21 protein-coding genes are annotated in these 21,985 nt (G+C 49.5%); 9 read left to right on the top strand and 12 right to left on the bottom strand.

The window, feature by feature from the left end:
* Positions 1–204: 204 nt before the first annotated feature.
* The 3 genes from P9J64_01625 to P9J64_01635 all read left to right on the top strand — a co-directional run bounded on the left by P9J64_01625 (position 205) and on the right by P9J64_01635 (position 3,257).
* Positions 205–873 carry a hypothetical protein gene (locus tag P9J64_01625; GenBank protein ID MDG5467018.1) on the top strand — a complete coding sequence of 223 codons (669 nt, stop codon included), beginning with the start codon at positions 205–207 and terminating at the stop codon, positions 871–873.
* 340 nt (positions 874–1,213) lie between these two features.
* Positions 1,214–2,266: a hemolysin family protein gene (locus P9J64_01630; protein MDG5467019.1), complete on the top strand. Its 1,053-nt coding sequence runs from the start codon at positions 1,214–1,216 to the stop codon at positions 2,264–2,266.
* A 319-nt stretch (positions 2,267–2,585) separates the two neighbouring features.
* The gene (locus tag P9J64_01635; GenBank protein ID MDG5467020.1) at positions 2,586–3,257 is read left to right on the top strand and encodes a SagB/ThcOx family dehydrogenase; all 672 of its coding nucleotides are present in this window, start codon (positions 2,586–2,588) and stop codon (positions 3,255–3,257) included.
* Positions 3,258–3,536: 279 nt separating this feature from the next.
* Here the strand turns inward: P9J64_01635 and P9J64_01640 are convergent, their stop codons facing one another.
* Positions 3,537–3,812 (bottom strand): DUF5052 family protein, encoded by a 276-nt coding sequence (locus P9J64_01640; GenBank protein ID MDG5467021.1) that lies wholly within the window; start codon positions 3,810–3,812, stop codon positions 3,537–3,539.
* A 242-nt stretch (positions 3,813–4,054) separates the two neighbouring features.
* Here P9J64_01640 and P9J64_01645 point away from each other — a divergent pair, with 242 nt between their 5' ends.
* Complete coding sequence (locus P9J64_01645; GenBank protein MDG5467022.1) at positions 4,055–6,880, top strand: cache domain-containing protein; 2,826 nt, start codon at positions 4,055–4,057, stop codon at positions 6,878–6,880.
* A gap of 245 nt (positions 6,881–7,125) precedes the next feature.
* On the opposite strand, the gene P9J64_01650 is transcribed toward P9J64_01645, so the two are convergent.
* The 5 genes from P9J64_01650 to P9J64_01670 form a co-directional block, all read right to left on the bottom strand.
* The gene (locus P9J64_01650; protein ID MDG5467023.1) at positions 7,126–7,452 is read right to left on the bottom strand and encodes an AzlD domain-containing protein; all 327 of its coding nucleotides are present in this window, start codon (positions 7,450–7,452) and stop codon (positions 7,126–7,128) included.
* Positions 7,449–8,153, bottom strand: coding sequence for an AzlC family ABC transporter permease (locus tag P9J64_01655; GenBank protein MDG5467024.1), 705 nt, complete (start codon positions 8,151–8,153; stop codon positions 7,449–7,451). The genes P9J64_01650 and P9J64_01655 overlap by 4 nt, the downstream gene beginning before the upstream one ends.
* A gap of 302 nt (positions 8,154–8,455) precedes the next feature.
* On the bottom strand, positions 8,456–9,190 hold the full coding sequence (locus P9J64_01660; protein ID MDG5467025.1) for an amino acid ABC transporter ATP-binding protein: 735 nt from the start codon (positions 9,188–9,190) through the stop codon (positions 8,456–8,458).
* Positions 9,183–10,085, bottom strand: coding sequence for an amino acid ABC transporter permease (locus P9J64_01665; protein ID MDG5467026.1), 903 nt, complete (start codon positions 10,083–10,085; stop codon positions 9,183–9,185). Before P9J64_01665 ends, P9J64_01660 begins: the two co-directional genes overlap by 8 nt.
* A 137-nt stretch (positions 10,086–10,222) precedes the next feature.
* The gene (locus P9J64_01670) at positions 10,223–11,023 is read right to left on the bottom strand and encodes a transporter substrate-binding domain-containing protein (protein MDG5467027.1); all 801 of its coding nucleotides are present in this window, start codon (positions 11,021–11,023) and stop codon (positions 10,223–10,225) included.
* Positions 11,024–11,352: 329 nt separating this feature from the next.
* Between P9J64_01670 and P9J64_01675 the strand changes: the two genes are divergently transcribed.
* The 4 genes from P9J64_01675 (at position 11,353) to P9J64_01690 (ending at position 13,775) form a co-directional block, all read left to right on the top strand.
* Positions 11,353–12,264, top strand: a complete 912-nt coding sequence (locus P9J64_01675) for a DMT family transporter (GenBank protein MDG5467028.1) — start codon at positions 11,353–11,355, stop codon at positions 12,262–12,264.
* A gap of 107 nt (positions 12,265–12,371) precedes the next feature.
* The gene (locus P9J64_01680) at positions 12,372–12,761 is read left to right on the top strand and encodes a rhodanese-like domain-containing protein (GenBank protein ID MDG5467029.1); all 390 of its coding nucleotides are present in this window, start codon (positions 12,372–12,374) and stop codon (positions 12,759–12,761) included.
* A 36-nt stretch (positions 12,762–12,797) separates the two neighbouring features.
* Complete coding sequence (locus P9J64_01685) at positions 12,798–13,397, top strand: flavodoxin family protein (GenBank protein MDG5467030.1); 600 nt, start codon at positions 12,798–12,800, stop codon at positions 13,395–13,397.
* 36 nt (positions 13,398–13,433) lie between these two features.
* Complete coding sequence (locus tag P9J64_01690) at positions 13,434–13,775, top strand: zinc ribbon domain-containing protein YjdM (protein MDG5467031.1); 342 nt, start codon at positions 13,434–13,436, stop codon at positions 13,773–13,775.
* Positions 13,776–13,971: 196 nt separating this feature from the next.
* Here P9J64_01690 and P9J64_01695 read toward each other — a convergent pair whose 3' ends face one another.
* From P9J64_01695 to P9J64_01715, 5 genes are all read right to left on the bottom strand, one after another.
* Entirely contained in the window at positions 13,972–14,859 is an 888-nt protein-coding gene (locus P9J64_01695; protein MDG5467032.1) for a tetratricopeptide repeat protein, read from the bottom strand.
* A complete protein-coding gene (yidD, locus tag P9J64_01700) occupies positions 14,856–15,317 on the bottom strand; it encodes a membrane protein insertion efficiency factor YidD (GenBank protein ID MDG5467033.1) in 462 nt (153 codons plus the stop codon). Before yidD ends, P9J64_01695 begins: the two co-directional genes overlap by 4 nt.
* 29 nt (positions 15,318–15,346) lie before the next feature.
* Complete coding sequence (locus tag P9J64_01705) at positions 15,347–15,586, bottom strand: SHOCT domain-containing protein (protein ID MDG5467034.1); 240 nt, start codon at positions 15,584–15,586, stop codon at positions 15,347–15,349.
* Between the two features lie 304 nt (positions 15,587–15,890).
* Positions 15,891–18,419 carry an ABC transporter permease gene (locus P9J64_01710; GenBank protein MDG5467035.1) on the bottom strand — a complete coding sequence of 843 codons (2,529 nt, stop codon included), beginning with the start codon at positions 18,417–18,419 and terminating at the stop codon, positions 15,891–15,893.
* Entirely contained in the window at positions 18,416–19,105 is a 690-nt protein-coding gene (locus P9J64_01715) for an ABC transporter ATP-binding protein (protein MDG5467036.1), read from the bottom strand. The genes P9J64_01710 and P9J64_01715 overlap by 4 nt, the downstream gene beginning before the upstream one ends.
* Between P9J64_01715 and P9J64_01720 the strand changes: the two genes are divergently transcribed.
* The gene (locus tag P9J64_01720; protein ID MDG5467037.1) at positions 19,104–19,763 is read left to right on the top strand and encodes an arylesterase; all 660 of its coding nucleotides are present in this window, start codon (positions 19,104–19,106) and stop codon (positions 19,761–19,763) included. The genes P9J64_01715 and P9J64_01720 overlap by 2 nt on opposite strands.
* 357 nt (positions 19,764–20,120) lie before the next feature.
* On the opposite strand, the gene glgP is transcribed toward P9J64_01720, so the two are convergent.
* The gene (glgP, locus tag P9J64_01725; protein ID MDG5467038.1) at positions 20,121–21,833 is read right to left on the bottom strand and encodes an alpha-glucan family phosphorylase; all 1,713 of its coding nucleotides are present in this window, start codon (positions 21,831–21,833) and stop codon (positions 20,121–20,123) included.
* Positions 21,834–21,985: the final 152 nt, after the last annotated feature.

Below are 21,985 nucleotides of genomic sequence, written 5' to 3' on the forward strand. Positions count from 1 at the left end.
TCTCGTAAATCAAGACTGGTGAGAAGAAAAGCGGCTTCTTACTGATAGAGGTATTCAGTAAACTCTTTAATCCACAAAAGTATGGCCACCCGCTACCAGGTGGCCACTTCTTTGTCTGCCGTGGGTTGTTTCTCCAAACCCTATGATGAGTCATTTCTGCTACTCGTGCTATATTTGTGGATAGCTTAAAAAAAGAGGTAGCCGATGAGAATACTTCCCCTGCTTTTATTCCTTGTTCTAACTCCTGCAAATTTCACGTGGGCGGAGTCAACTGTCAACTGTCACTGTTTCCAGGATCGGACGTATGATCCACAGCGTACCTATGCGGCTGATCCCTATTTTCTAGCGACCACCCAAAATGCTCTCTTGGCGAACTTGTTTGGTCTAAGTAAGAAGGACGTGGTAAGTGCCAAGATGGGAGGCGCTAACGGAGACAGCTTGTGGGTCGGTCATTACCTGGCGAAAAAGAGCGGGAAGACACCCGATGAGATCAAACCTCTCTTTTCAACAGGGGAAGGCTGGGGTTCGGTTGTTAAACAGTTAAACATTGACCCTGAACAACTTGGACCTCTTTTCGTGGCGGCTCTAAATGACAAACATAAGTTGGCGACGATTGTGGTCGATGAGCAGTTGATGGAGAACCTCGATGTAGAGATGTTGCAGTTAAAACAGTTGCGTGACCAGGGAGCGGACAATCAACAGACGGTTATTGCGGTTTTCCTTGGCCATTTGAGTAATCCGGAACCAGTCGAGCTATTTAGCCAAATTGAGAACGGGCAGTCCAGTTGGGGGAATTTACTCGCTGAACAGGGTCTTTTTAATGGCTCTGAAATCGAGGAGAAATGGCGCCAAATCCTCAGTAAAAGCAAGTAAAGCATATTTACAGAAAAGGCTTCTGTGGTTGGACAAAATGATGGCCACCTGGATTTCTTCCGAGTGGCCATTTGTTATTTGTCAGGATTTATTAGAAGGACATCAAACTTAAGAAGCTTAGGCTAGTACTTCTTCCAAAAAAATTAGACTTCTTGCCCCTTTTTTTTGTTCCTCTCGAGCCAGGAAACAATAGTTGACAGCGCGTACAATAGAGACTCTATTGAAAAACAGGCAAGCAAATACAATGCTGATACAATTAGCTAAAGCTTAATAGTTTCTTTGTTCAGATGGGTAGACAAATGGCTACCATATATATCCCTCTTTATTAGGAGGTTTGCCGATGTTTTTGTTAATCATCTACATCGTCATTGCTTTGGGCTTCTCTTTTCTATGTTCGATAGCCGAAGCAGTGCTGCTTAGCGTCACGGAACCATATATTGCTTTACAGGAGTCACAGCACAAGCCTTCTGCAAATCTCATTCGCCGGCTCAAGGCAGACATCAACAAACCTCTAGCAGCTATTCTAACTCTCAACACCATTGCGCACACTGTGGGTGCAGCGGGAGCTGGCGCACAAGCCACGAAAATCTTTGGTAGCGCGTACCTTGGCATCGCGTCCGCGATCCTGACTTTACTAATTCTCGTGTTTTCAGAGATCATTCCCAAGACTCTAGGAGCACATTATTGGCGTCAGCTTGCGCCACCGACTGCATACGGTCTCAAACTTCTGGTCTGGACGCTTTATCCCTTCGTCAAGCTAACGGAGTTATTAACCCGCAGCCTGACCGAGGGACCAACCTTGCGGGGAATCAATCGTAAGGAGTTGATGGCCTTAGCCGAACTCAGTGAGAGGGAAGGAACTCTCGCCACCAAAGAATCGGTTATTATGCAGAATCTTCTACGCATGCATGAGACCCCGGCTAAAGCGGCCACGACACCGCGGACTGTTGTCTTTTCCATTCCACATAATCTAACGGTCGGCCAATATTTTGCGGAGTTCGAGAACAAACCGTTCTCTCGAATACCTGTCTATATTAATGAGCCTGAGAACCTGAAAGGCTTTGTTTTGCGCAGTGATCTGCTGCTCGCCCAGGCACGTGGTGAAATGGAACGGCCTGTCGCTGATTTTCTAAGGGATATTCCTAAGATATTTGAACAGCTAGACATCTCACACGCCTTTGATCGCTTTCTCAAAGAGCGCGTGCACATTATGATGGTGCTGGATGAACATGGTGGACTCTCCGGTGTTCTGACCCTCGAGGATGTTCTGGAAACTCTTCTTGGCCTGGAGATCATTGATGAGTTCGATGATAACGAGGACATGCAGCTCTTTGCACGTAATCTCTGGAAACGTCGAGCCCAAAAACTAGGACTCAAAATCGACGATCAATGACATTTGTCTGATCTGGAGCTAAGGTCAATGTAGTTTTTCTTAACTTGAACGACTTGTGAGAGGAAAATCGGCTTATTATTGTATTTAGGAGACAATAGACAGCACAGAAAAAGCTGTTACAAGTTACATTATCTTCTGCCTTATGATCCCTTCATAAAGCAGAGAGGCTTGCCCTGCTCCCACCCCCCCCCCTCCGGTGAGCGGGGCTTTTTTATTTATCAGGGGAAGTAAGAACCTTTCTCACGTTGAATTACAGCATAAATGACGTAAGCTTTACAGGAGTCTATTCTTATTAGTGTTTTTCTTCAGGAAGCATTCAATGAAACGGATCTCTTTTTTGGTGCGACGCTTGATATTACCAAGTCTACTGTCATTCCCCTCCTTAGTTGACAAGAAGGAATTACACCCGATCTCTTTACCTGAGCCTCAAATTGAAGGGGGCAGGCCTTTGATGCAAGCTCTGAAAAAACGAAGGTCATTGAGGCGCTTCGACCCGCAATCGCTGCCATTGCCAGTGCTCTCCAACCTACTTTGGGCAGCGTTGGGTGTCAATCGAGTCAAGCAGGGAAAACGTACCGCTCCCACGGCTAGGAATAGACAAGAAATCGATATTTACATTGTTATGACTGATGGTGTCTATGAGTATGATGCCAAGAGCCATTGTCTCAGACCGGTTTTGGGTGTTGATATCCGGGCGATAGCCGGGCGAAGCAGATTTGTAAGCGAAGCGCCTATCAGCTTAGTTTATGTTGCCGAAATGGGACTTTTCGATCAAAAAAATGAGTCTGATAAAATTCTCTATTCAGCGGCTGACACAGGGTTTGTTAGTCAAAACGTCTATCTCTTTTGTGCATCAGAAGGGCTGGCGACCTGCGTGTATGGCGATATTGACAGGGACTCTTTGGCAAAAGCGATGAAGCTAGACCCCACGCAAAAAATTATTCTTGGCCAATCAATAGGGTTCCTCGCAGCGCCAGAGCTATCTGGGTAAGTCTAGTCATTGATTTTTTTACACGCTGCATTTCTTATTTGCCACTATTTACGGTAAACATTACCCCTCCTTGATTCTAAGGGTAGGGGCATTCCTATGAGTACTAGTGCAACTCTTTCTTACATCATCTAGGGATATTTAGTATGCGGATGGCAAGGTACAAAACCAGACACTGTCTGTCAGATAAAATCCCGATTACCACAATTTATTAGACGAAACGATGGCCACCAGGGTTTGCCCATTGGTGGCCATCATTCACTGGTCGGCACCAACAGGACTTTACTTGTCTGTAATTATAAAACCCATATTACCAATCATTACTTTCTCGTTCTTGTCACCCAACCAGAGTCGAACAGAACGCTCCCCAACCAGTTCAAATCTCATGCTTTCGTCTTCAATAGTAGCGACCTTGTTTCCCGCTTCGGTATAAACCTCAACGACTCGGTGCGTACCGATCGTGTCAGCCTTCAGGTCATAGGCCTTCTGTTGGGCGCTCTCACAGCCAACCAAAAGCATGAGCATAGCAAAAAAGCAAACTACCAATAATCTCTTCATGGATTTCCCCTTTCTATTGATTGAGTCAGTTTTTAACCTACCACAAAGTGAATCAACAGTTTGTTAAAGAAACCATGTTTATTCTCTAGAACCATTCTTGCGTTGCAGGTTTTCTAGTTGTTTATGGCTATATGTTTTTGCTGAAACTACTTGTAGAACACCCAAGCCTTTGGCCTCTTCTGTTGACGCTGTTGATCCTCTTGATTTAAGGTTATAGAGTCATATCTTCCGGGAGATTGTGAATGAAAATTTCAATACGTTTTGTACTGTTGTTTAGTTTTCTTGCCGTTATCTGGGGTACTTTTTTTCTCACCACCACCTCATCACAGATCACCTCTGAACAAGTTCTTAAAGATCATTCCCATCTCATTATGGAGAATATCGCCTCCTATGCCATGGAACAGAGCCAGAATTACCTAAGTAAGGCACAGAGAGCAACGGAGTTGACCAAGAGCTTATTGAGGTCACAGGTCCTCGTTCAGGAAAACAGTCGTACGCTGGAGAATTACTTTCTTGAGCAGTTGCTGAGCTACCCGGATATTTCCGGTATTTACCTCGGAACACCCGATGGCGATTTCTTCTTTGTTAGCCGCAATGATAAATATTCAGATGGTGGCATCAGAACCAAAATTATCAGTCACGAAGCAGGTGAGCGGAAGGTGCGTTATCTGTGGCGCGATGCACAGCGTAACCTGATCGCTGAAGAAGTTGACGCGACCGATACCTACGACCCGCGCGTCCGCCCTTGGTATAAAGGCGCAATAGCCGAAAACGATATTTTCTGGAGTGACCCTTATATTTTCTATACCTCACAAAAGCCAGGCATAACCATCAGTGGCCCGACCTATAACCTGAATGGTCAGTTGCGTGGCATCGTTGGCGTTGATATTGAGATCGATAAACTTTCAACATTTATCTCCAACTTGCGCATTGGGGTCAATGGCTATGCCTTTATGCTCAACCAGAATCGAGATGTCGTCGCCTTTCATGACGTTGAGCAGCTCAAATTTGTCGAGTCAGGGGACAAGGCGAGCTTGCGCCTGGTGAAGATTGATGAGTTTCAGGATAAGCTCAGCCGTGCCGCTTTTGCGGCGCTAGGCGTCGCGCAGGACGAAACGAGCAAAATCCTGCTTGATCGCCCGGAATACGTGAGCTTCACAGTCGAAGATGAAAACTATCAGGCGATGTTTACGCCCTTTCCTGATCCTCAATGGCCCTGGATCATTGGCATGTACCTGCCAGACAATGATTACCTGGGAGCACTGAAGCAGGACAGGGTCAACAACTACCTGCTCACTTTTGCCATTTCGGTGATGGCGAGTATTTTGATTCTCTTTATTGCTCGATCCATTGCGCGGCCACTCATCGGTCTTCGACGCTACGCTGAGGATATTTCCGCTGGAGATTTCGATCCTGTAGAAGATCATGTCTTGTCTCAGTGTCGGTTCAGGGAGGTGAGCGAGACGGCCGTTCGTTTTGATGGGTTGATGGGTGAGCTCTATCAAGCGCGCGAAGACCAGATAAAAGCGGAGGAGAGTCTGCGCCGCAAGGAAATTGAGTACACCTCACTGGTTGAAAATCTTAAAGTTGGGATTTTTCGTATTAGCCTGGAGGGTAAAATCCTCAGTGCAAACCCTGCGTTTGCTATTATGGCTGGTTGCTCGAGTGTTGACGAGCTTAAGAAATACAACATCACGAGATTCTTTTTCAATTATGATGATCGTCAGCAGCTGCGAGAGACTTTGCGTGTGAATCGAGAGGTTAGTAATTGGGAATTGCAGTTTATACCCATTGGGCAGAAGGAGCCGGCTTGGGCTTCGATCTATGGTTTGTTGAAGGAGGATTCAACGGATTGCTTTGTCGAGGGGATGGTTGAAGATATCACGGTGCGAAAGCACTCAGAAGAGATGTTGATTCTTTCTGAGCGAATGGCTGCTGTCGGGACTATGGCAAGTGGTGTGGCTCATGAATTCAATAACCTCCATGTTGGCGTACTCGGATATTCTGATTTGGGAACCCGTCTCGAAGATATCTCGGAGACTGCACGGACCTATTTTAAAACGATTCACAGTGCGTCATTGCGTGCGCGCGATTTGACTCAAAATTTATTGAGTTATACGAACCAGCAGAGCTCTAAAATGCTGTCCGCTGATCTGAATACGACAACGCGTGAAAGCTTTACGTTAGTTGAGCGAGAACTGATCAAAGACGGGGTTGATGTCGAATGTGACTTTGGCGATATTCCGGCTTTACTGATGGATCGTGCTCAAATTGGTCAGGTGGTACTTAATTTCTTAATCAACGCGCATCATTCCTTGATTGATTGTCCTGAAAAAAAGATTCGCATCAGTACTGGTGTAAGCGAAGGCCAGGCCTGGGTTCAGGTAGCAGATTCCGGATGTGGAATTCCGAAAGATAAGTACAAAAAGATTTTCACTCCCTTCTTTTCCACCAAGGGGGAACATGCCCATTCTGACTCACCACAGGCGAAAGTCCGTGGGTCTGGTTTGGGCCTTGCTGTTAGCCATACGATTGTAAACAATCACAATGGCCGGATCGAGGTGGACAGCCAGGTCGGCGTTGGTAGTAAATTTATCCTTTACCTCCCTCTCAACGTTGCAGGTGGGAAGGTGTTAGAGCCTCAATGTGAACAAGCAATGCCCTTTGACAGTTCTGGGCAGGGGAGACGGGTTCTGATCATTGATGACGAACAGGAAATTCGTGAACTGATCATGCTGGTTCTGACCATGCAGGGCTATGAAGTGATAACGACCGACGATGGCAATGAGGGCCTGGAGATTATTCGCAACGAGGGGGTTGACCTGGTGCTGGTCGATTTACAGATGCCAAAAATGAGTGGGTTCGATTTTCTCAGTCATTTGAAGACCATAGATGAAGAACGTAGGCCAGTTGTTATGGTTGTGACAGGCAAGGTCTTTGACGACACAGTGAGTGAGTTAGACGATTTGAACATTTATTGCTCTCTGAGGAAGCCCTTTGCCATAGACGAACTCCGGTTGTTGGTCCATTCGGCGATTGTACAGAAACTGTCTGCAGTGGAGACATGAGTCGTCTGAACTTTACCGACTGTTTCAGAAATTACTGTTTTTGTGTATTACATGACCGGGAGGTCCGGGAGACATTGGTGTCGAAATATTGCTGTTTTCGCTGACCCGCAGCATTACATTCTCGTCGCCCTTTTCTATTCTCTGCAGCTGATCAAAAATAACCCCGCTCTCATGAGGTGGCCCAGGGCAAAGTCTCTGTGCCTTAAAATGAGGGGAAAGCGAAGCTGGCAGAGCCTGGTTTCCTGCTAGCCCCAAACCATCCCGCCCACCCAGTAAAGCAACATTCCTACCAGCACCGTTCCGCCAAGGCTTCTCGTCTTCAAAGAAAACAGCAAGGTTGGAATTGCGACTAAAAGCTCGAGCTTGCCGAGGGTAAAGCTACGTGTGGCCGCATCGGTAAGGAGTGATGGTGCAATCAGTGCGCTTAAGATTGCGACCGGGATCAGGCTGAGCCAGTCTGTCAGCCATTGAGGCATCTTTTTGTGGGCCAGGTAAAGCAAGGGCAGGGCTCGGGGCAGGTAGGTGGCCAGGCCCATGCCTCCGAAGAGGAGGAGGTAGTCGTTAAAAGTCATTGACTCCTCCTGTAGCGTTTTTTCAGAAGGTAGCCGATGGTCGCAGCGCTCATTGACGCGCCGACAATGTAGGAGTCCCCAGGGATGAGGAGATACCATAAAGTTGAAAGCCCGGCGGCCAGGATTCCGGTGATTACATAAATACGCCCTTGCAGTTGGAAAACCAGCAGGCAGATAAACATACCAGTCAGGGCATAATCGACGCCCAAGGCTCCCTGAGGGACAAACTGTCCGATCAGGGCGCCACAGATGGTTGCCATTATCCAGACACTGTTCGCCATGTGATTGACGATTAATGCCTGCCAACGGCCCCAGTTGCCTTCTCTGAACTTTGTCAGGTTAACTGCGAAGCTTTCATCTGTCACGCCGTAGGAATAAAGAGCCAGAAACTTGCGGTTAACCCCCTGAAGGTAAACGGCCAGTGCTGAGCTCATAAGAACATGACGCAGGTTAACAACAAAAGTGGTGAGTATGATAGCGGCAGTGGAGGAGCCAGCGGCGATCATGGCGACGCAGATAAATTGAGCGCTGCCGGCAAATACCATGACAGACATCATCGCTACGGCCCACCATGGCAGACCAGCTTTTTGGGCGAGGACACCCAGGGCAAGGCCAATAGGGAGGTAACCCAGGCAGATTGGCCAGGCTGCAGCTGCGCCCTGGCGGAGAATTTGTTTGTTTTTAATGGAGGTTTTATTCATGAGCCGATAAATTACAATCACGAAGAGCACGAAGGACTCGAAGTTGAGCTTTTTTTTACTGAACCCGTAAGGACTCAGCTTTGTTGCTGAGCAGGTGGCAGGTTATATGCAATATCTCGATAATTCAAGTCACACAACTGCCCTTTCATGCGACTCGATTGTGTCCACCGGGTTGTTGTTGCCATATACAAAAGCCATTCTCTGTGAACTTCGTGCTCTTCTTGGTTAAATAAATACTAAGCTTTGAAAAATAAAAAAGAGCGCCCGAAGGCGCCCTTAGATGTTAACTGTTAAAGTTACTTTTAAAGAACTTGACGCAAGAAAGCCTTGGTTCGTTCTTCCTGTGGAGCCGTAAAGAAATGCTCGGGAGTGCCTTCCTCGACCAGCTTCCCCTGATCCATAAAAAGCACGCGGTCGGCGACTTCGCGAGCAAAGCCCATCTCATGGGTCACCACGACCATGGTCATGCCTTCGCGGGCCAGCTGTTTCATAACTTCCAGAACCTCACCAACCATTTCCGGGTCCAGGGCGCTGGTCGGTTCGTCAAAGAGCATGATCTTCGGATCCATGGCCAGGGCACGAGCGATGGCGACGCGTTGCTGCTGGCCACCGGAGAGGCGAATCGGGTATTCGTGCTCTTTCTCTGAGATGCCGACTTTCTTCAGCAGCATGCGACCCTTTTCCTCTGCTTCAGCGTCTTTACGCTTACGAACCACCTGTTGGGCGAGGACGATGTTTTGCAGCACTGTCTTGTGCGGGAAGAGGTTAAATTGCTGGAAGACCATGCCGACTTCACGACGGACCCGGTTGAGATCAGTTTTTTTTGACGTCAGGTCAACGCCCTCAATCTCGATTTTCCCAGAGGTTGCGCTCTCAAGGCCATTCAGGCAACGCAGGTAGGTCGATTTCCCGGAGCCTGAAGGGCCGATGATAACGACAACTTCGCTGGGCTTGATATGAGCGGTAACGCCATCGACAGCGTGTACTGTCTGACCGCGACCGATAAATGTCTTTTTTAGGTCAACTGTCTTAATCACTGACTGCGAGCCTCCGTTCCACCCAGGCAATCACCTGGGAAAGCACCGACGTCAGCATCAGGTAAAGGAAAGCGACGACGAACCAGATCTCGAAGGTGGCGAAGGTTGAGGTGATAACCTCCCGGCCGCTCTTGGTGAGATCCGTAATAGCGATAATCGAAACCAGGGATGAATCCTTGATCAGACTGATAAACTGGCCGGCCAATGGGGGCAGGGTACGTTTAAAGGCCTGTGGCAGGATGATGTAGATCATCGCCTGGGGGACATTCATGCCAAGAGATCGTGCGGCCTCCATCTGACCCTTGGGGATCGACTGAATGCCGGCGCGAATAATCTCTGCAACGTAAGCACCGGCAAAAATTGCCAGGGCGCTGATGCCGGCAATAATACGGCTGATATCGAGAACGGTGCCGAGAAAGAAATAGAAGATGAAAATCTGTACCAACAGGGGGGTGCCACGAATCAACTCAATATAGGTAACGGAAAGACTGCGTAAGGTCGGGTTATTTGAAACCCTGCACAGCCCTGTTACCAGGCCTATGATCATGCCGAAGATGCTAGCGACAGCAGAAATCCAAAGCGTGACCCATAAACCTTTCAGTAGTGGCCCGGCCCGCCATTCGAAAACAGCGCCAAGGTAATCACCTTCAAAGAGGTCTTCTCCTTCGCTGACTTCAACGGCATGACTATCGACTTCAAAAGTCTTCTCTTCACCGTTCTCGCTCACCACTCTGATCTGTGTTTGGTCACCAAGGTTTGATACCGAGGCAACAACACCGTCAAAGGGCGTCGGGATCAGTGTCTCATTGTTGTAAATGAAGTACTGGGGAACACGATTCCAACGCCAGGTGTAGTCAATCTTTTTGGTGGCAATCCACAGCCCCGCACACAACATGAAGAGGATGAAGAGGGTCAGAAAGTGCCAGGGGATATTTTTAGTAATTATCTTCAAAATGTGTATTCCCGCGGTTCAGAAAGAAAGATGGCGGGGTCGCTTCATAAGGAGCAACCCCGCCATACTTTTATGCTCTATTACTGGAGCTCTTTAAGCCATGCATCACTCAAGAACCACTTTTTGTAAATCTTGTCGTAGGTGCCGTCGTTCTTTGCCTGGACCAGGAAGTTGTCCAGCCAGTTGATGAAGTCGGCGTTGCCTTTATTAACGGCCCATGCCAGAGGCTCATAGGTGAAAGGCTCGTCGAGCAGTTCCAGTTTGCCCTGACCTTTTTCAGCAAACGCAATGGCGTTGAAAGGCAAGTCGTAGACGAATGCGTCAATTTTGCCGTTAAGCAGATCCATAACGCCTTCCTGCTCGGTCTCAAAAGAGATGTACTCGCAGTTTGGAATCATGCGCTTGGTGGCTTGCTCACCGGTTGTACCGAGCTTGGAAGCAACCTTGTACTTCTTGTTGTTCAGGTCTTTGTAGGATTTGACTTCGCCTGCCAATTTCTTGTCGATCAGGATGCTCTGGCCAATAACGATATAGGGCTTGGCAAAGCTGATCTTCATGTTGCGTTCCTGCGTCAGGGTCATGCCGCTCATGATTATGTCAAACTTCTTGGTGATCAGGGCAGGGATGATGCCGTCCCATGCAGTGCTGACCAGCTCAAGCTTAACGCCCATGGCTTTTGCGATACGCTTCGCCATATCGACGTCGAACCCGATGATCTCACCTTTTTTGTTGGTCATTTCAAAAGGCATATAGCCAGGCTCCATGCCGACACGCAGGGTGCCGCGTTCAAGGATGTCGTCGAGTGTGTCCGCAGCAGCGACACCGGGCAGGACTACACAAAGAGCCAGCAGGCAGGCAATCAGTAGTTTGACTTGTTTCATGTTTGTTCCTCCTTGATAGAAAATGTAGGGATAGCTAAGCCGAACCGTTCGGCAAAAAAACATTTAGTAAGATTTTCCTTCATCGAGAAGTTCGGAAATTGACATTTGGACGTTGCACTGGGGACAGCGAGGCAGATCTTCAATCGGGAGATAAACAATCTCGGTGTAGCGACATCTCGGGCAAATAACTTCAATTGGCTCTTTTTTGCCACGATTCATAATAAAGTTCTCTCAAGATTGTAGAGAAAATAATTGATATAACAGAACTCTGCTTATACCATAGCGCCTTCGCCTGAAACAAGACTCTAACAGTTTTACACCGGATGTGTATGGATTTAAAGAACAAACGGCAGTTTCACGCTGAATTTATGCTGGCGACCGTGACCCTCTTCTGGGGCGCGACTTTCCCCATCGTCAAAGACGCTATCGTCGAAATGCCGGTTATGGCCTTCCTCTGGGTGCGATTTGCCATGGCTGCCATACTTCTGTTCTTTATTGCCGGACGAGCCAGACTGGCAACTCTCGACCGCCGTGGCTGGCGACTTGGTGTCCTGCTCGGGACTTTGCTCTTTTCTTCTTATCTCTTTCAGACTTTTGGCCTGGAACGTACGTCTTCTGCCAATGCAGGCTTTCTCACTGGGTTGGGCGTGGTGTGGGTTCCTTTGATGGCGGGGCCTATACTAAAAAAGCCCGCGGCTTTTGGTTCTAAAATTGGTGTCGTGCTGGCCTTGACTGGTCTTTTTCTGCTGACCTGGCACACTCCCTGGACAATCAACTACGGGGATCTTCTGGTTGTGGTCTGTTCCTTTTTTGTCGCGCTGCACATTATTGGCCTCGATGCCTTTACCAAGGGTTACGACGCGCGAGCCCTGACCTTCGTGCAAATCCTGACCATGGCCATCCTCGGTTGTATCGGCAGTCTTGCCTTTGAACCGACCTCCTGGCCACAGGAGTGGACCAGCTCACTGATTTTCGCCTTTGCCATTACTGCCGTTTTTGCGACAGCCTACGCATTCTGGGCGATGACGACCTTTCAGAACCGCACGACACCGACCCGTGCGGCGCTTATCTACACCCTTGAACCTGTCTTTGCAGCGATCTTCTCGGTCTGGTTGGCCGGTGACCGCCTGACGGCGATTGGCTGGTTCGGTGGCGCGATGATAGTCTTTGGCATGATCGTCGCGGAAGTCTGGCCTCTTATGGCTCAGAAGAAGGAAGCTCTTAGTCACAGTTCGGGGTAAGTGCCTGTCGTTGGGGTTCTAGAGCTTGCCGTCTGAAAAAGCCTGCCTTTAATAGTGAGGCTTTTCTGTTATATTGCAACTTTCCACTTATTGATCATGGAGGTTTTATGTCAGGGAAAATCGGTTACAAAGACCTGGTTGCAGAGGCCGAACAACATATAGAGACGATCACGGTCGAGGCCGCTCTTGCTTCTTTTGACTCGCCAGATGTGGTCTTCGTTGATTTGCGTGATGTCAGAGAGTTGAAGAGAGAAGGGAAAATCCCCGGGGCCTTCCACTGTCCTCGTGGCCTGCTTGAATTCTGGATCGACGCAGAAAGTCCTTATTACAACAAGATCTTTGGGGAAGATAAGCGCTTTATCTTTTATTGTAACCTCGGCTGGCGCTCTGCGCTGGCGGCTGATGTTGCTCAAAAGCTTGGGTTGAAAAGTGTCTGCCATATTGATGGTGGTTTCGAGGCCTGGAAGAGTGCCGGTGGGGCCGTTGAAGAGAAATAAAACAGCTTCTGAATTAACCTTATTATGGAGGAAGATATGTATGCGATCGCAGTAAATGGCAGCCCGCGTTCAGGTGGTAATACGGAACTACTGCTTAAAGAGGTTCTTGGTGAGCTTGATACAGCCGGTTGGGACACGGAGTTGGTTAAGGTTGGCGGGACTGCGATTCGTGGTTGCATTGCCTGCCAGCAGTGTTTTAAGAACAAAGACAATTTATGTGCGGTCAATTCGGACAACTTTAACGACATCTTTACGAAAATGCTGCGGGCCGATGCCATGATTCTCGGCTCTCCGACTTATTTTGCTGCCGTCTCCGCGGATTTAAAAGCCCTGATCGAAAGAGCTGGTTATGTTGCCTATGCCAATGATCAGGCTTTTGCCGGCAAGCTTGGGGCGGCCGTTGTTGCTGTCAGGAGAGGTGGCGCGACTCATGCCTACGACACCATTAATCACATGTTCCAAATGTCCAGAATGATACTCCCCGGCTCAACCTACTGGAATATGGGCTTTGGCCTGGAAAAAGGGGACGTCCTTGAAGATGAAGAGGGTTTAGCCAACATGCGTCATCTTGGTAAAAGTATCGATTGGTTGGGTCGTAACATTAAGGCCTCTCATGACAGTTATCCAAAATTCTGATTTTTTGCAGCTAAGCGCTGAAAGAGAAAAGACAATATGAGTGAATTGCCAAAATGTCCTGAATGTGGGTCAGAGTATACTTACGAAGACAGGGAGATGTTTGTTTGCCCTGAGTGTGCTCACGAATGGAGTATGATTGCCGGTGAAGAGAGTGCTGATGCCGCCAGGGTTATTAAGGATGCGAACGGTAATATCCTGCAGGATGGTGATACCGTAACCGTGATCAAGGATCTCAAGGTCAAGGGCTCTTCGCTGGTTGTTAAGGTCGGGGCGAAAGCCAAGAATATCCGCTTGGTCGATGGCGATCACGACATCGATTGTAAAATCGATGGTATCGGCGCTATGAAATTGAAGTCGGAGTTTGTTAAAAAAGCCTGAAGCCCGGCAGCCTGTCGGACAATCAATAAGCTGGCTGCAAATTCATCTGTTTGGTCCCTATCTCAGTTCCTTTTCGACCCATAGCTACGGCTATTACTCAATCTATAAAGCTTGGCAGGGGGTAGGACTGCAACCTAAGGAGTACAAGCGGGAGTCTGGGGCTCAAATCTGCCTATGAAAAAAGCGAACATTCTTCTCAAAAGTGATAATTCAGAGTCACAGACAGATCGTTACGTAATTTGCGAGAGAGGGAAAGGTTCCATTTTTGTGCAGCATTTGCAGCACCGTAGATGTTGCCGACATAAAAGGGCACGCCAATGCCACCTACGATTCCGGCCAGAGCGTAGTTTTTATTATCAATTGCGGCAATAGTGGCAGCTATAAATAAACCATTTACCGCGAAAGCCATCAGGCCGTCTTTGTAATGATTCGCGTAGACTTGGCCACTGCCCGGGATGATGGCAGACATCGTCCCGGCCAGCCCCGGGGATTTCTTGGGCTGTGCTTCGTACGCATCGATCAGGCTGAATAGCTCCTGGGTTACAGGCACGCTGACTTTCTCTGGATAGGTGACCTGGAAATCGTTCAGCTCAGACCGTACTTTGGCAATGTCATCATGTTCTGCAGCGTTCAGGACGATGCCTAAATGAGCATTGGCTGCGTCCGGATGGCTTGCATTAAACATCCGGGAACGTTCATAAGCCAGGGTCGCGGCGTCATGCCTGCCGAGTTTCTCGTAACTCAATCCCTCATGCAAAGCTGCGCTGCTGAAATAGCTTGCTGCGTAGGTTTGTCGAACCTTGGCAAAGCTTTTTACCGCCGACTCGTAATCTTTGCCATTGTAATAGGCTAAACCAATCTGGTAGAGGGCTCCAGGCAGATGCTCCGAATCCGGGAAGAGGAAGATCAGCTTTTTGTATTCGGTGATTGCGCGGTAGTAATCCTCTTCTGCCATGAAGGCCTGTCCCAGGGCCATCTGGATATCATCAGTCAGCACAATGCTCTGTGCTGCACTCGAAGTGGTGGGGTGGCAGACCAGAAGAAACCCGAAGAGGACGATTATGGGTGCAGTCAATTTGCTCATAATGTGCCCAGCAGGTTTTTGGCGACGGGGTCATACAGGGCCCCATTCGGGAGCCGAACGTAATCCGTGCCCGGTTCAGTCCAGTGGTTACAACGCATCAGACGATCGGCCGTCATGACGATACCGAGGAAAGGGCCTTGGTCATCCACTGCCTCATAACCGAATTGTGAACATGTTGGTGAGAAGCTGCAGCGAGGCCCATCAATAGGTGAAATCCATTTCTGGAAAAAATGCACGCTGCCCAGTAGTGCCGATCGTAGCGTTGATGCTTCTGTTACGGCAACAGAGGCCGGAGATGACGAGACCAGATCACTCTTTGGTGCCTTCATGCCATTGGTTTCCAAACCTTGTGCCGGGTTGGTCATGCTCAGAAAGATCCAGGCAAAAAGAAACCCCACACAAAAACTGGCCGGGTTTCGTTTGTGCGTGGTGTCTGAAGTTTTATTCAAACCAGGCATGACGCAATTCTGTAAGACTGTTAGCAAGTTTATTGGGCCTTGAGAATCTTCTCTTTACTTTCTTGAAATTCCTCTTCACTGATAGCCCCTTGTTCCTCGGCGGCCTTGAGATCCTGAAGCTGTTGTCCGGCAGTCGCACCACCACCGCCTTCGGGTGTGGCCGCTTCAGGGGTGACAACGACCGTCTCCTTGCCCCCACCACAGCAGCAACCGGTCAAAAAAACAGTCAAGACAATAAAGATCAGGCTTTTCGTAAGATGGCGTTTCATTTAGAGGTCCTCCTTTGTCAAGTTGACGGTTTGTAAAAAAGCCACAGGTCTTTGATTGGAATATATTAACTCTAGTGTGCAAAACGCTCGATGGCAAGTATAAAAATGTCTCACTTCATCTGCCCAGCGTAGAATACATCCATGCAGGTCACGGCAGGTGAATTCCACTGAGAGGCGGTATCGAAAGGATGAAAAACTGTCTTGTACGTGGCGTCATCCTGGAACGATTTATAAGTCCTTTGAGGGAGACTCTATCGATACAGAGCAAGGCCTGAGTTTAGAGTTCGTTGCCAATTGCACTGCATTATTCACCGCGTAAGTAAGTCGCTGGCTTATGCCCCAGGGCTCTCCAGGTTCCAACCAGCCCCAAAAATACTGTTAGGGCAACTCCGGTCAAAATTGTCGTGATAATTGTTCCCGGATGCAGGGTAAAAGAGATCTTCATCAAGCCTTCCAGGATCCCCATGGCCGCCAGGCTGCCGACGATCGCGCTGATGCCGCCGGCAATTAAGCCAAGAAACAGAAACTCCGCTGCAAATGCGCCCAGAATATCAAAGCGGGTGGCCCCGCAGACCTTGAAAATAACGGCATCGTGAATACGCCGGTGCTGGTCTGCCGAAACAGCTCCAGCCAGAACCAGGAATCCTATTAACACTGCAAGACCTGCCATGCTGCGAAAGGCCGTGCCGATACGTTCGAGTGTTTGAGATACGTTTTTAAGGAGCTCGCGGGTGCTGATGGCAGAGACATTCGGGAATTGTTTAGTAACTTCGGCGAAGGCGGCTTCTTCATGCTCTGCTGGAACATGAATCGAGGCGATGTTTGTCTGTGGTGCGTTTTCCAGGACTCCGGGCGAGAAGAGCAATGCGAAATTCAAGTCGAGTGTCGACCAGTCGACTTCTCTTAAGCTGCTTATCCTGGCTGTAACATCTCGGCCCAGAACATTGATCGTCAGCGTGTCGCCTATGCCGACCCCAAACCCTTTCGCGAGATCCGCCGTAATGGAGACCAGGGGTTCTCCCGCATAGTCACTTGGCCACCACTCTCCGGCAACGACCTTTATGTCCGGTGCCTTCTCCTTTGCGTAACTTAAGAACCTGTCGCCACGAACGGCCCAGCGTACTTCCTTGGCAACTTTTGCCATTGTCACCGGCTTGCCCGCAATAGCTGTTATGCGCCCGCGCAAAGTCGGATAACGTTCAAACTTGGTGAGCCCAGGCAGGTTGCGAGCTGTCTCTTCGAAGCTCTCAACCTGGTGTGACTGCAGGTCCAGGAAGAAGAAGGAGGGGGCTTCATTGGGAACCGTTTCATTGATCTTGTCGTCGAGGTTGGCTTGGACCAGCGTGACGGTGACCAGGGCGGTTAAGCCGAGGCCCAATGAAAATAGCGCACTTCCTGCCGGTGAGCCGCGCCGGTGGATGTTGCCCAGTCCGAGCCGCAGAGAGGGATTTGTTGGCTTGGGGATCAGGTGCGTCAGTTTAACAACAGTTGTTGAGGCGAAGCGGAAAATGACGAAGCAGAGGCTCGCCCCGGAGATAAACCAGAAGGCCAGTCTTTGATCACTGCTGGTCAGGATAGCCAATGCGGCCAGTATCATTGACGAGATGATGATTGACACTTTAACAACTGTTCCGGGGTTGCGATTGCTGGACTCGCTGTATCCTCGAAACAACACTGAGGGTGAGACCAGCCTGGCCAGACCTAAAGATTTTAAAGAGAAAATCAATGCGATCAGAAGACCGAATAGTGCCGCTACGACCAACACTTGCCAATGAATGCCAGGGGCCACGGGGACGGGTAGATGAGTGCCGATAAGTTGTTTCAAAACATAGGGAAGGGTAGCGCCGGCAGCGAGGCCGGCTGTTGAACCAAGGAGCCCCAGGAAAAGAATTTGCAGCAAGTAGGCAGTAAAGATCAACTTGCCCGGAGCCCCCAGGCATTTCATTGTTGCAATATGTGTGATTTTGCCATCCAGGTAGCCGCGAACCGCACCGGAGACACCGAGACCGCCAACCAGCAGTGAGCAAAGCCCGATCAGGGTCATGTTCAAATTCATGCGGTCGAGAAAAAAGGTCACCCGGGGTGCTGCCTCGCGCCAGCTTCGAACACGCCAGCCCGCTTCAGGAAAGCGGTCCTGCATCTCAACTTTTAATTGGTCAACTGTTTCACGGTTCGGCAACCGCAGCCGGTATGCGTGATAAATCAGGCTGCCGGGTTGGATCAGGCCTGTAGCTTCGAGTCCCTCGAGGCTGATCATGAAGCGTGGGCCAAGGTTGAAAGCGCGCACTGTGCGGTCCGGCTCTGTTGTGATGATCCCCTTTATTTTAAAAACCGCGTTGCCGACTTTGACCTTGTCACCAATCTTCTTGTCCAGGCGGGAGAGCATAGGCGCTTCTACCAAGGCCCCAAACTCATCACGACTGTCGAGTTCATGATGAATGTTCAGTTGTGGGGTGCTCGTGATCTTGCCGTAGAGAGGATAGTCGGAGTCGACCGCTTTCAACTCTGCAAGGACACGCTTGTCGTTATGTATGTCGACGACCATGGTCCTCATGGTGGCTACATGCGAAAGCTGGCCCTGATCTGTAAGAAAACTGATCCCCTCGGTCGGAAGTTCGCGATGAGCCAAACGGATTTCCAGGTCGCCTCCCAAAAGGGCGCTGGCGTCTGCCAGCAGGCCCGCTTTGGCTGACTCAGTAAAAGAACCGATTGCGCTGATTGCAAAAACCCCAAGGAAAAGGCAGGTCAGGAAGACGCCAAAGCCGCGCAATCCACCACGGAGTTCTCGACGGACCAGGCGGATGGCCTGGGTTATGGTGCTCGTTGAGTTCAAGAGTCAGCCCCATTCTCTTCACGTAGACAGCCGTCGATCATTCTCACGGACCGCTCGCAACGTGAGGCAAGAATCTCGTCGTGGGTGACCAGAACCAGAGTTGTGCCATGCTCTTGTTGCAGGTCAAAAAGGAGGTTCATGACAATCTGTCCGGTTTCGCGATCGAGATTGCCGGTGGGCTCATCAGCAAGGAGGAGGGCGGGTTTAACAACAAAGGCCCGGGCCAGAGCAACGCGTTGCTGTTCTCCGCCGGAGAGTTCGCCGGGATAATGATCGATTCTGTCGCTCAGGCCAGTCTTTGTCAGTGCTTCTTCTGCTTGTTCTTCAGGATTCTTGCAGCCGGAAAATTCTAGGGGCAAGGAAACATTCTCTAGAGCCGTCATGGTGGGAATGAGATGAAATGACTGGAAAACAATGCCGACATGCTCGCGGCGGAACCTCGCCAGGCCGTCTTCACCGATGGTGGTCAGGTCAACTCCTGCGACCTGAACCTGCCCTGAGGTCGGTTTCTCCAGACCTGAAAGCGCCATTAGCAGGGTTGTCTTGCCCGCTCCAGAAGGGCCGAGCACGCTCACGGTTTCGCCTTTGGTTATGCTAAGGTTGACTCCGCGCAGGATGTTGACCTCTCCGGCACCGCCGACTAGACTGAGATGAAGATCCACGATATTAACCAGGGGCTCTGACATGCATTTATCCTTTTTGCTCAAGTTGGTTTTGTTCACCATTTTGACAGTATCATCGTCATTTGCCAACTCTACGGCTACAAATAGTGTCGTTATCCTGGTTCTCGGCGATAGCCTGACCGCTGGCTATGGCCTTGCGCGAGATGAATCTTTTCCGCGGCAGCTTGAAAATAGTCTGGCGACTTCAGGATATCCCGTAACTGTCATCAACGCCGGAGTCTCGGGCGATACCTCAGCTGGCGGTCTTGCCAGACTTGAGTGGGCCCTGGCAGTCAATCCTCAGGTCGTACTCGTTGAGCTAGGTGCAAACGATGCCTTACGTGGTCTTGACCCAACACAAACCTACGACAACCTTGATCAAATCCTCGCCCGCCTCAAGAAAGCCAGCTGTCGCATCGTCCTTGCCGGTATGCGGGCTCCCAGGAACCTGGGTCTTGACTATACTCTCGAGTTTGATCAGATCTATCCCGATCTTGCTGAGCGTCACGATCTTTATTTTTATCCATTTTTTCTAGACGGCGTCGCAACTGATCCCGGACTGAACCAGGCTGACGGCATACATCCTAACGCAGAAGGTGTTCGCGTCGTTGTAAAGGGTATTCAACCGCTTGTTGTTAAAGCTATTGAGGAGGTTGTGGCCACAAAAGAACGGTTGGAATGAAAATTGCTATTTTGCATATATGGTTTATTGAATTACGCGAAAATCGAGGTCAATAATTATGCAAGAATGCCAACATCTGAACAACTGTGAGTTTGTCCTGCGCTATGTGGCCCAAGTCAAGCCACACTGGGATGACTTTGTAAGTCTCTATTGTTGCGGGTCTTTTCAGGAGAACTGTAAACGGCTAGAGTATTTTAAGGCGCACGGAATGCTTCCTGATTCAGTGCTGATGCCAACGGGCCAGCGCGTTCCACAGAACTTGGAGAATGAATAGCGCACGGTGATTGACCGCCTTTCTGGTGTGAAAAGACGAAAGGGTTACGGGGTTTTAACGCGTTTCGTGATTGCCCTCCGTCGCTACCGAAGGTACGCCTCCGTGACATAACGTCTCATCATAGCGTGCGTGTTGAAATAATACGCATTCTTGCCAATCGCATTTTTCAGGACCTTGGTCCATTCTTGACGATTATTGTAGTAGAGCGGAATAATCGTCTCCTCGAGCTTTTTGTAGAGATCCTGAACGTCTTCGTCAGAATGGTTGACTTCTGTACTTGTTTCCGTTGGTGGCGGTCCGATAGACCACCCTGTGACGCCTTCAATATGCCCTTCAATCCACCATCCATCAAGAACGCTGAAGTTGGGCACACCGTTTAACGCTGCTTTCATGCCACTGGTGCCAGAGGCCTCAAGTGGCCGTAACGGGTTGTTCAGCCAGAGATCAACGCCCGGTATCAAACGGCTTGCGACGTCCATGTTGTAATTCGGCAGATAAACAATCTTGAGTTTATCTCCGAAAAACTCTGCCTGCTGGCAGATCTCCTGAATCATCTGTTTGCCATAATCGTCCTTCGGGTGGGCCTTTCCACCGAAAACCAGCTGCAGTTTGCCCTCGCCAATTTTGAGGAGTCGGTCCCGATCGGTAAAGATCATGTTGGCGCGTTTGTAAGCGGTTGCCCTGCGAGCAAAGCCAATCGTGAGAACATCAAGGTCCAGTTTTGCTCCTGTGGTCTCTTCGATCCATTGAAAGAGGTAGGCCTTGGCTCCGGCATGGGCGTCTTGAATCTCATCATCAGGGATAAGGTCGACCCTGACCAGCAACTCCGGTTCGTTTGCCCAGCCGGGCAGGTACTTGTCATAAAGGTGTATCAAGTATGGAGAGGCCCATGTGAAAGGGTGAATACCGTTGGTGATCGAGTGGATTTCAAAGCCGGGGAACATGGTTTGAGAAACCTCACCATGCTTTTTGGCGACCCCATTAACGAAATGTGACAGGTTTAAGGCCAGGAGCGTCATGTTGAACTCGTGTTCGCCACCGAGCTTTTTCAGGAGGTCAATAGGGACAACATCCCCCATGACCTGAGAGACCAAGTCATAGGAAAAGCGATCATGTCCTGACTCGACGGGTGTGTGGGTGGTGAAAACACAATTTTCCTGAACGCTTCGGATGTGTTGTAAATAGTCTTCTTCCAAAGAACCTTCAACGGTAAGGTGAGGGTGGTTGAGTAACACCAATGTAAGCAAGCTGGCGTGCCCTTCGTTCAGATGGTATTTGCGGACCCGGAAGCCGAGGACCTGCAGCAGCCTAGCGCCGCCGATGCCGAGAACGATCTCCTGTTTCAGTCGATAAGCTTTATCGCCACCATAGAGATAGTCGGTGATCTCCCGGTCCTCAGGCTGGTTCCCCTGGATATCTGTGTCGAGAAAGAGGACAGGCACTTCACCGCCTGTAGGGCTTTTGACTCGGTACAGCCAGGCCTGAACCTTGACATCTCGATCTTCTATTGTTACCAAGGTTTTGACAGGCAACAGTTCAAGTAAATCCTCAGGTCTCCAGTCAACGGCGCTTTCCTGTTGCCAGCCGTCGTCAGTGAAGGTTTGCAGAAAGTACCCTTTGCGGCTGATCAAGGTCACTGCCACGAACGGTAATTTCAGATCTGCTGCGCTCCTGATGGTATCTCCTGCGAGAACTCCCAGGCCACCGCTGTAGGTTGGAATCTCTGTCATCAAGCCTATTTCCATGGAGAAATAGGCTATGCGTGAGGTTTCTGTGTAGTGTCTCCAGTCCTTCATCGCTTGCCTTGGATCGCGTCTAGTAAAACAACGATCGCTATTTTTTAAGCGGACGGAAATTTATAAATCCAAAAGGGACTGATTGTTAGGATAGAATAACATACTGGCGATGGTTTTTATGGTTACACCCGTCAAAATTTGCGAGTGGAATT

Source organism: Deltaproteobacteria bacterium IMCC39524 (assembly GCA_029667085.1).
Classification (GTDB): domain Bacteria; phylum Desulfobacterota; class Desulfuromonadia; order Desulfuromonadales; family BM103; genus M0040.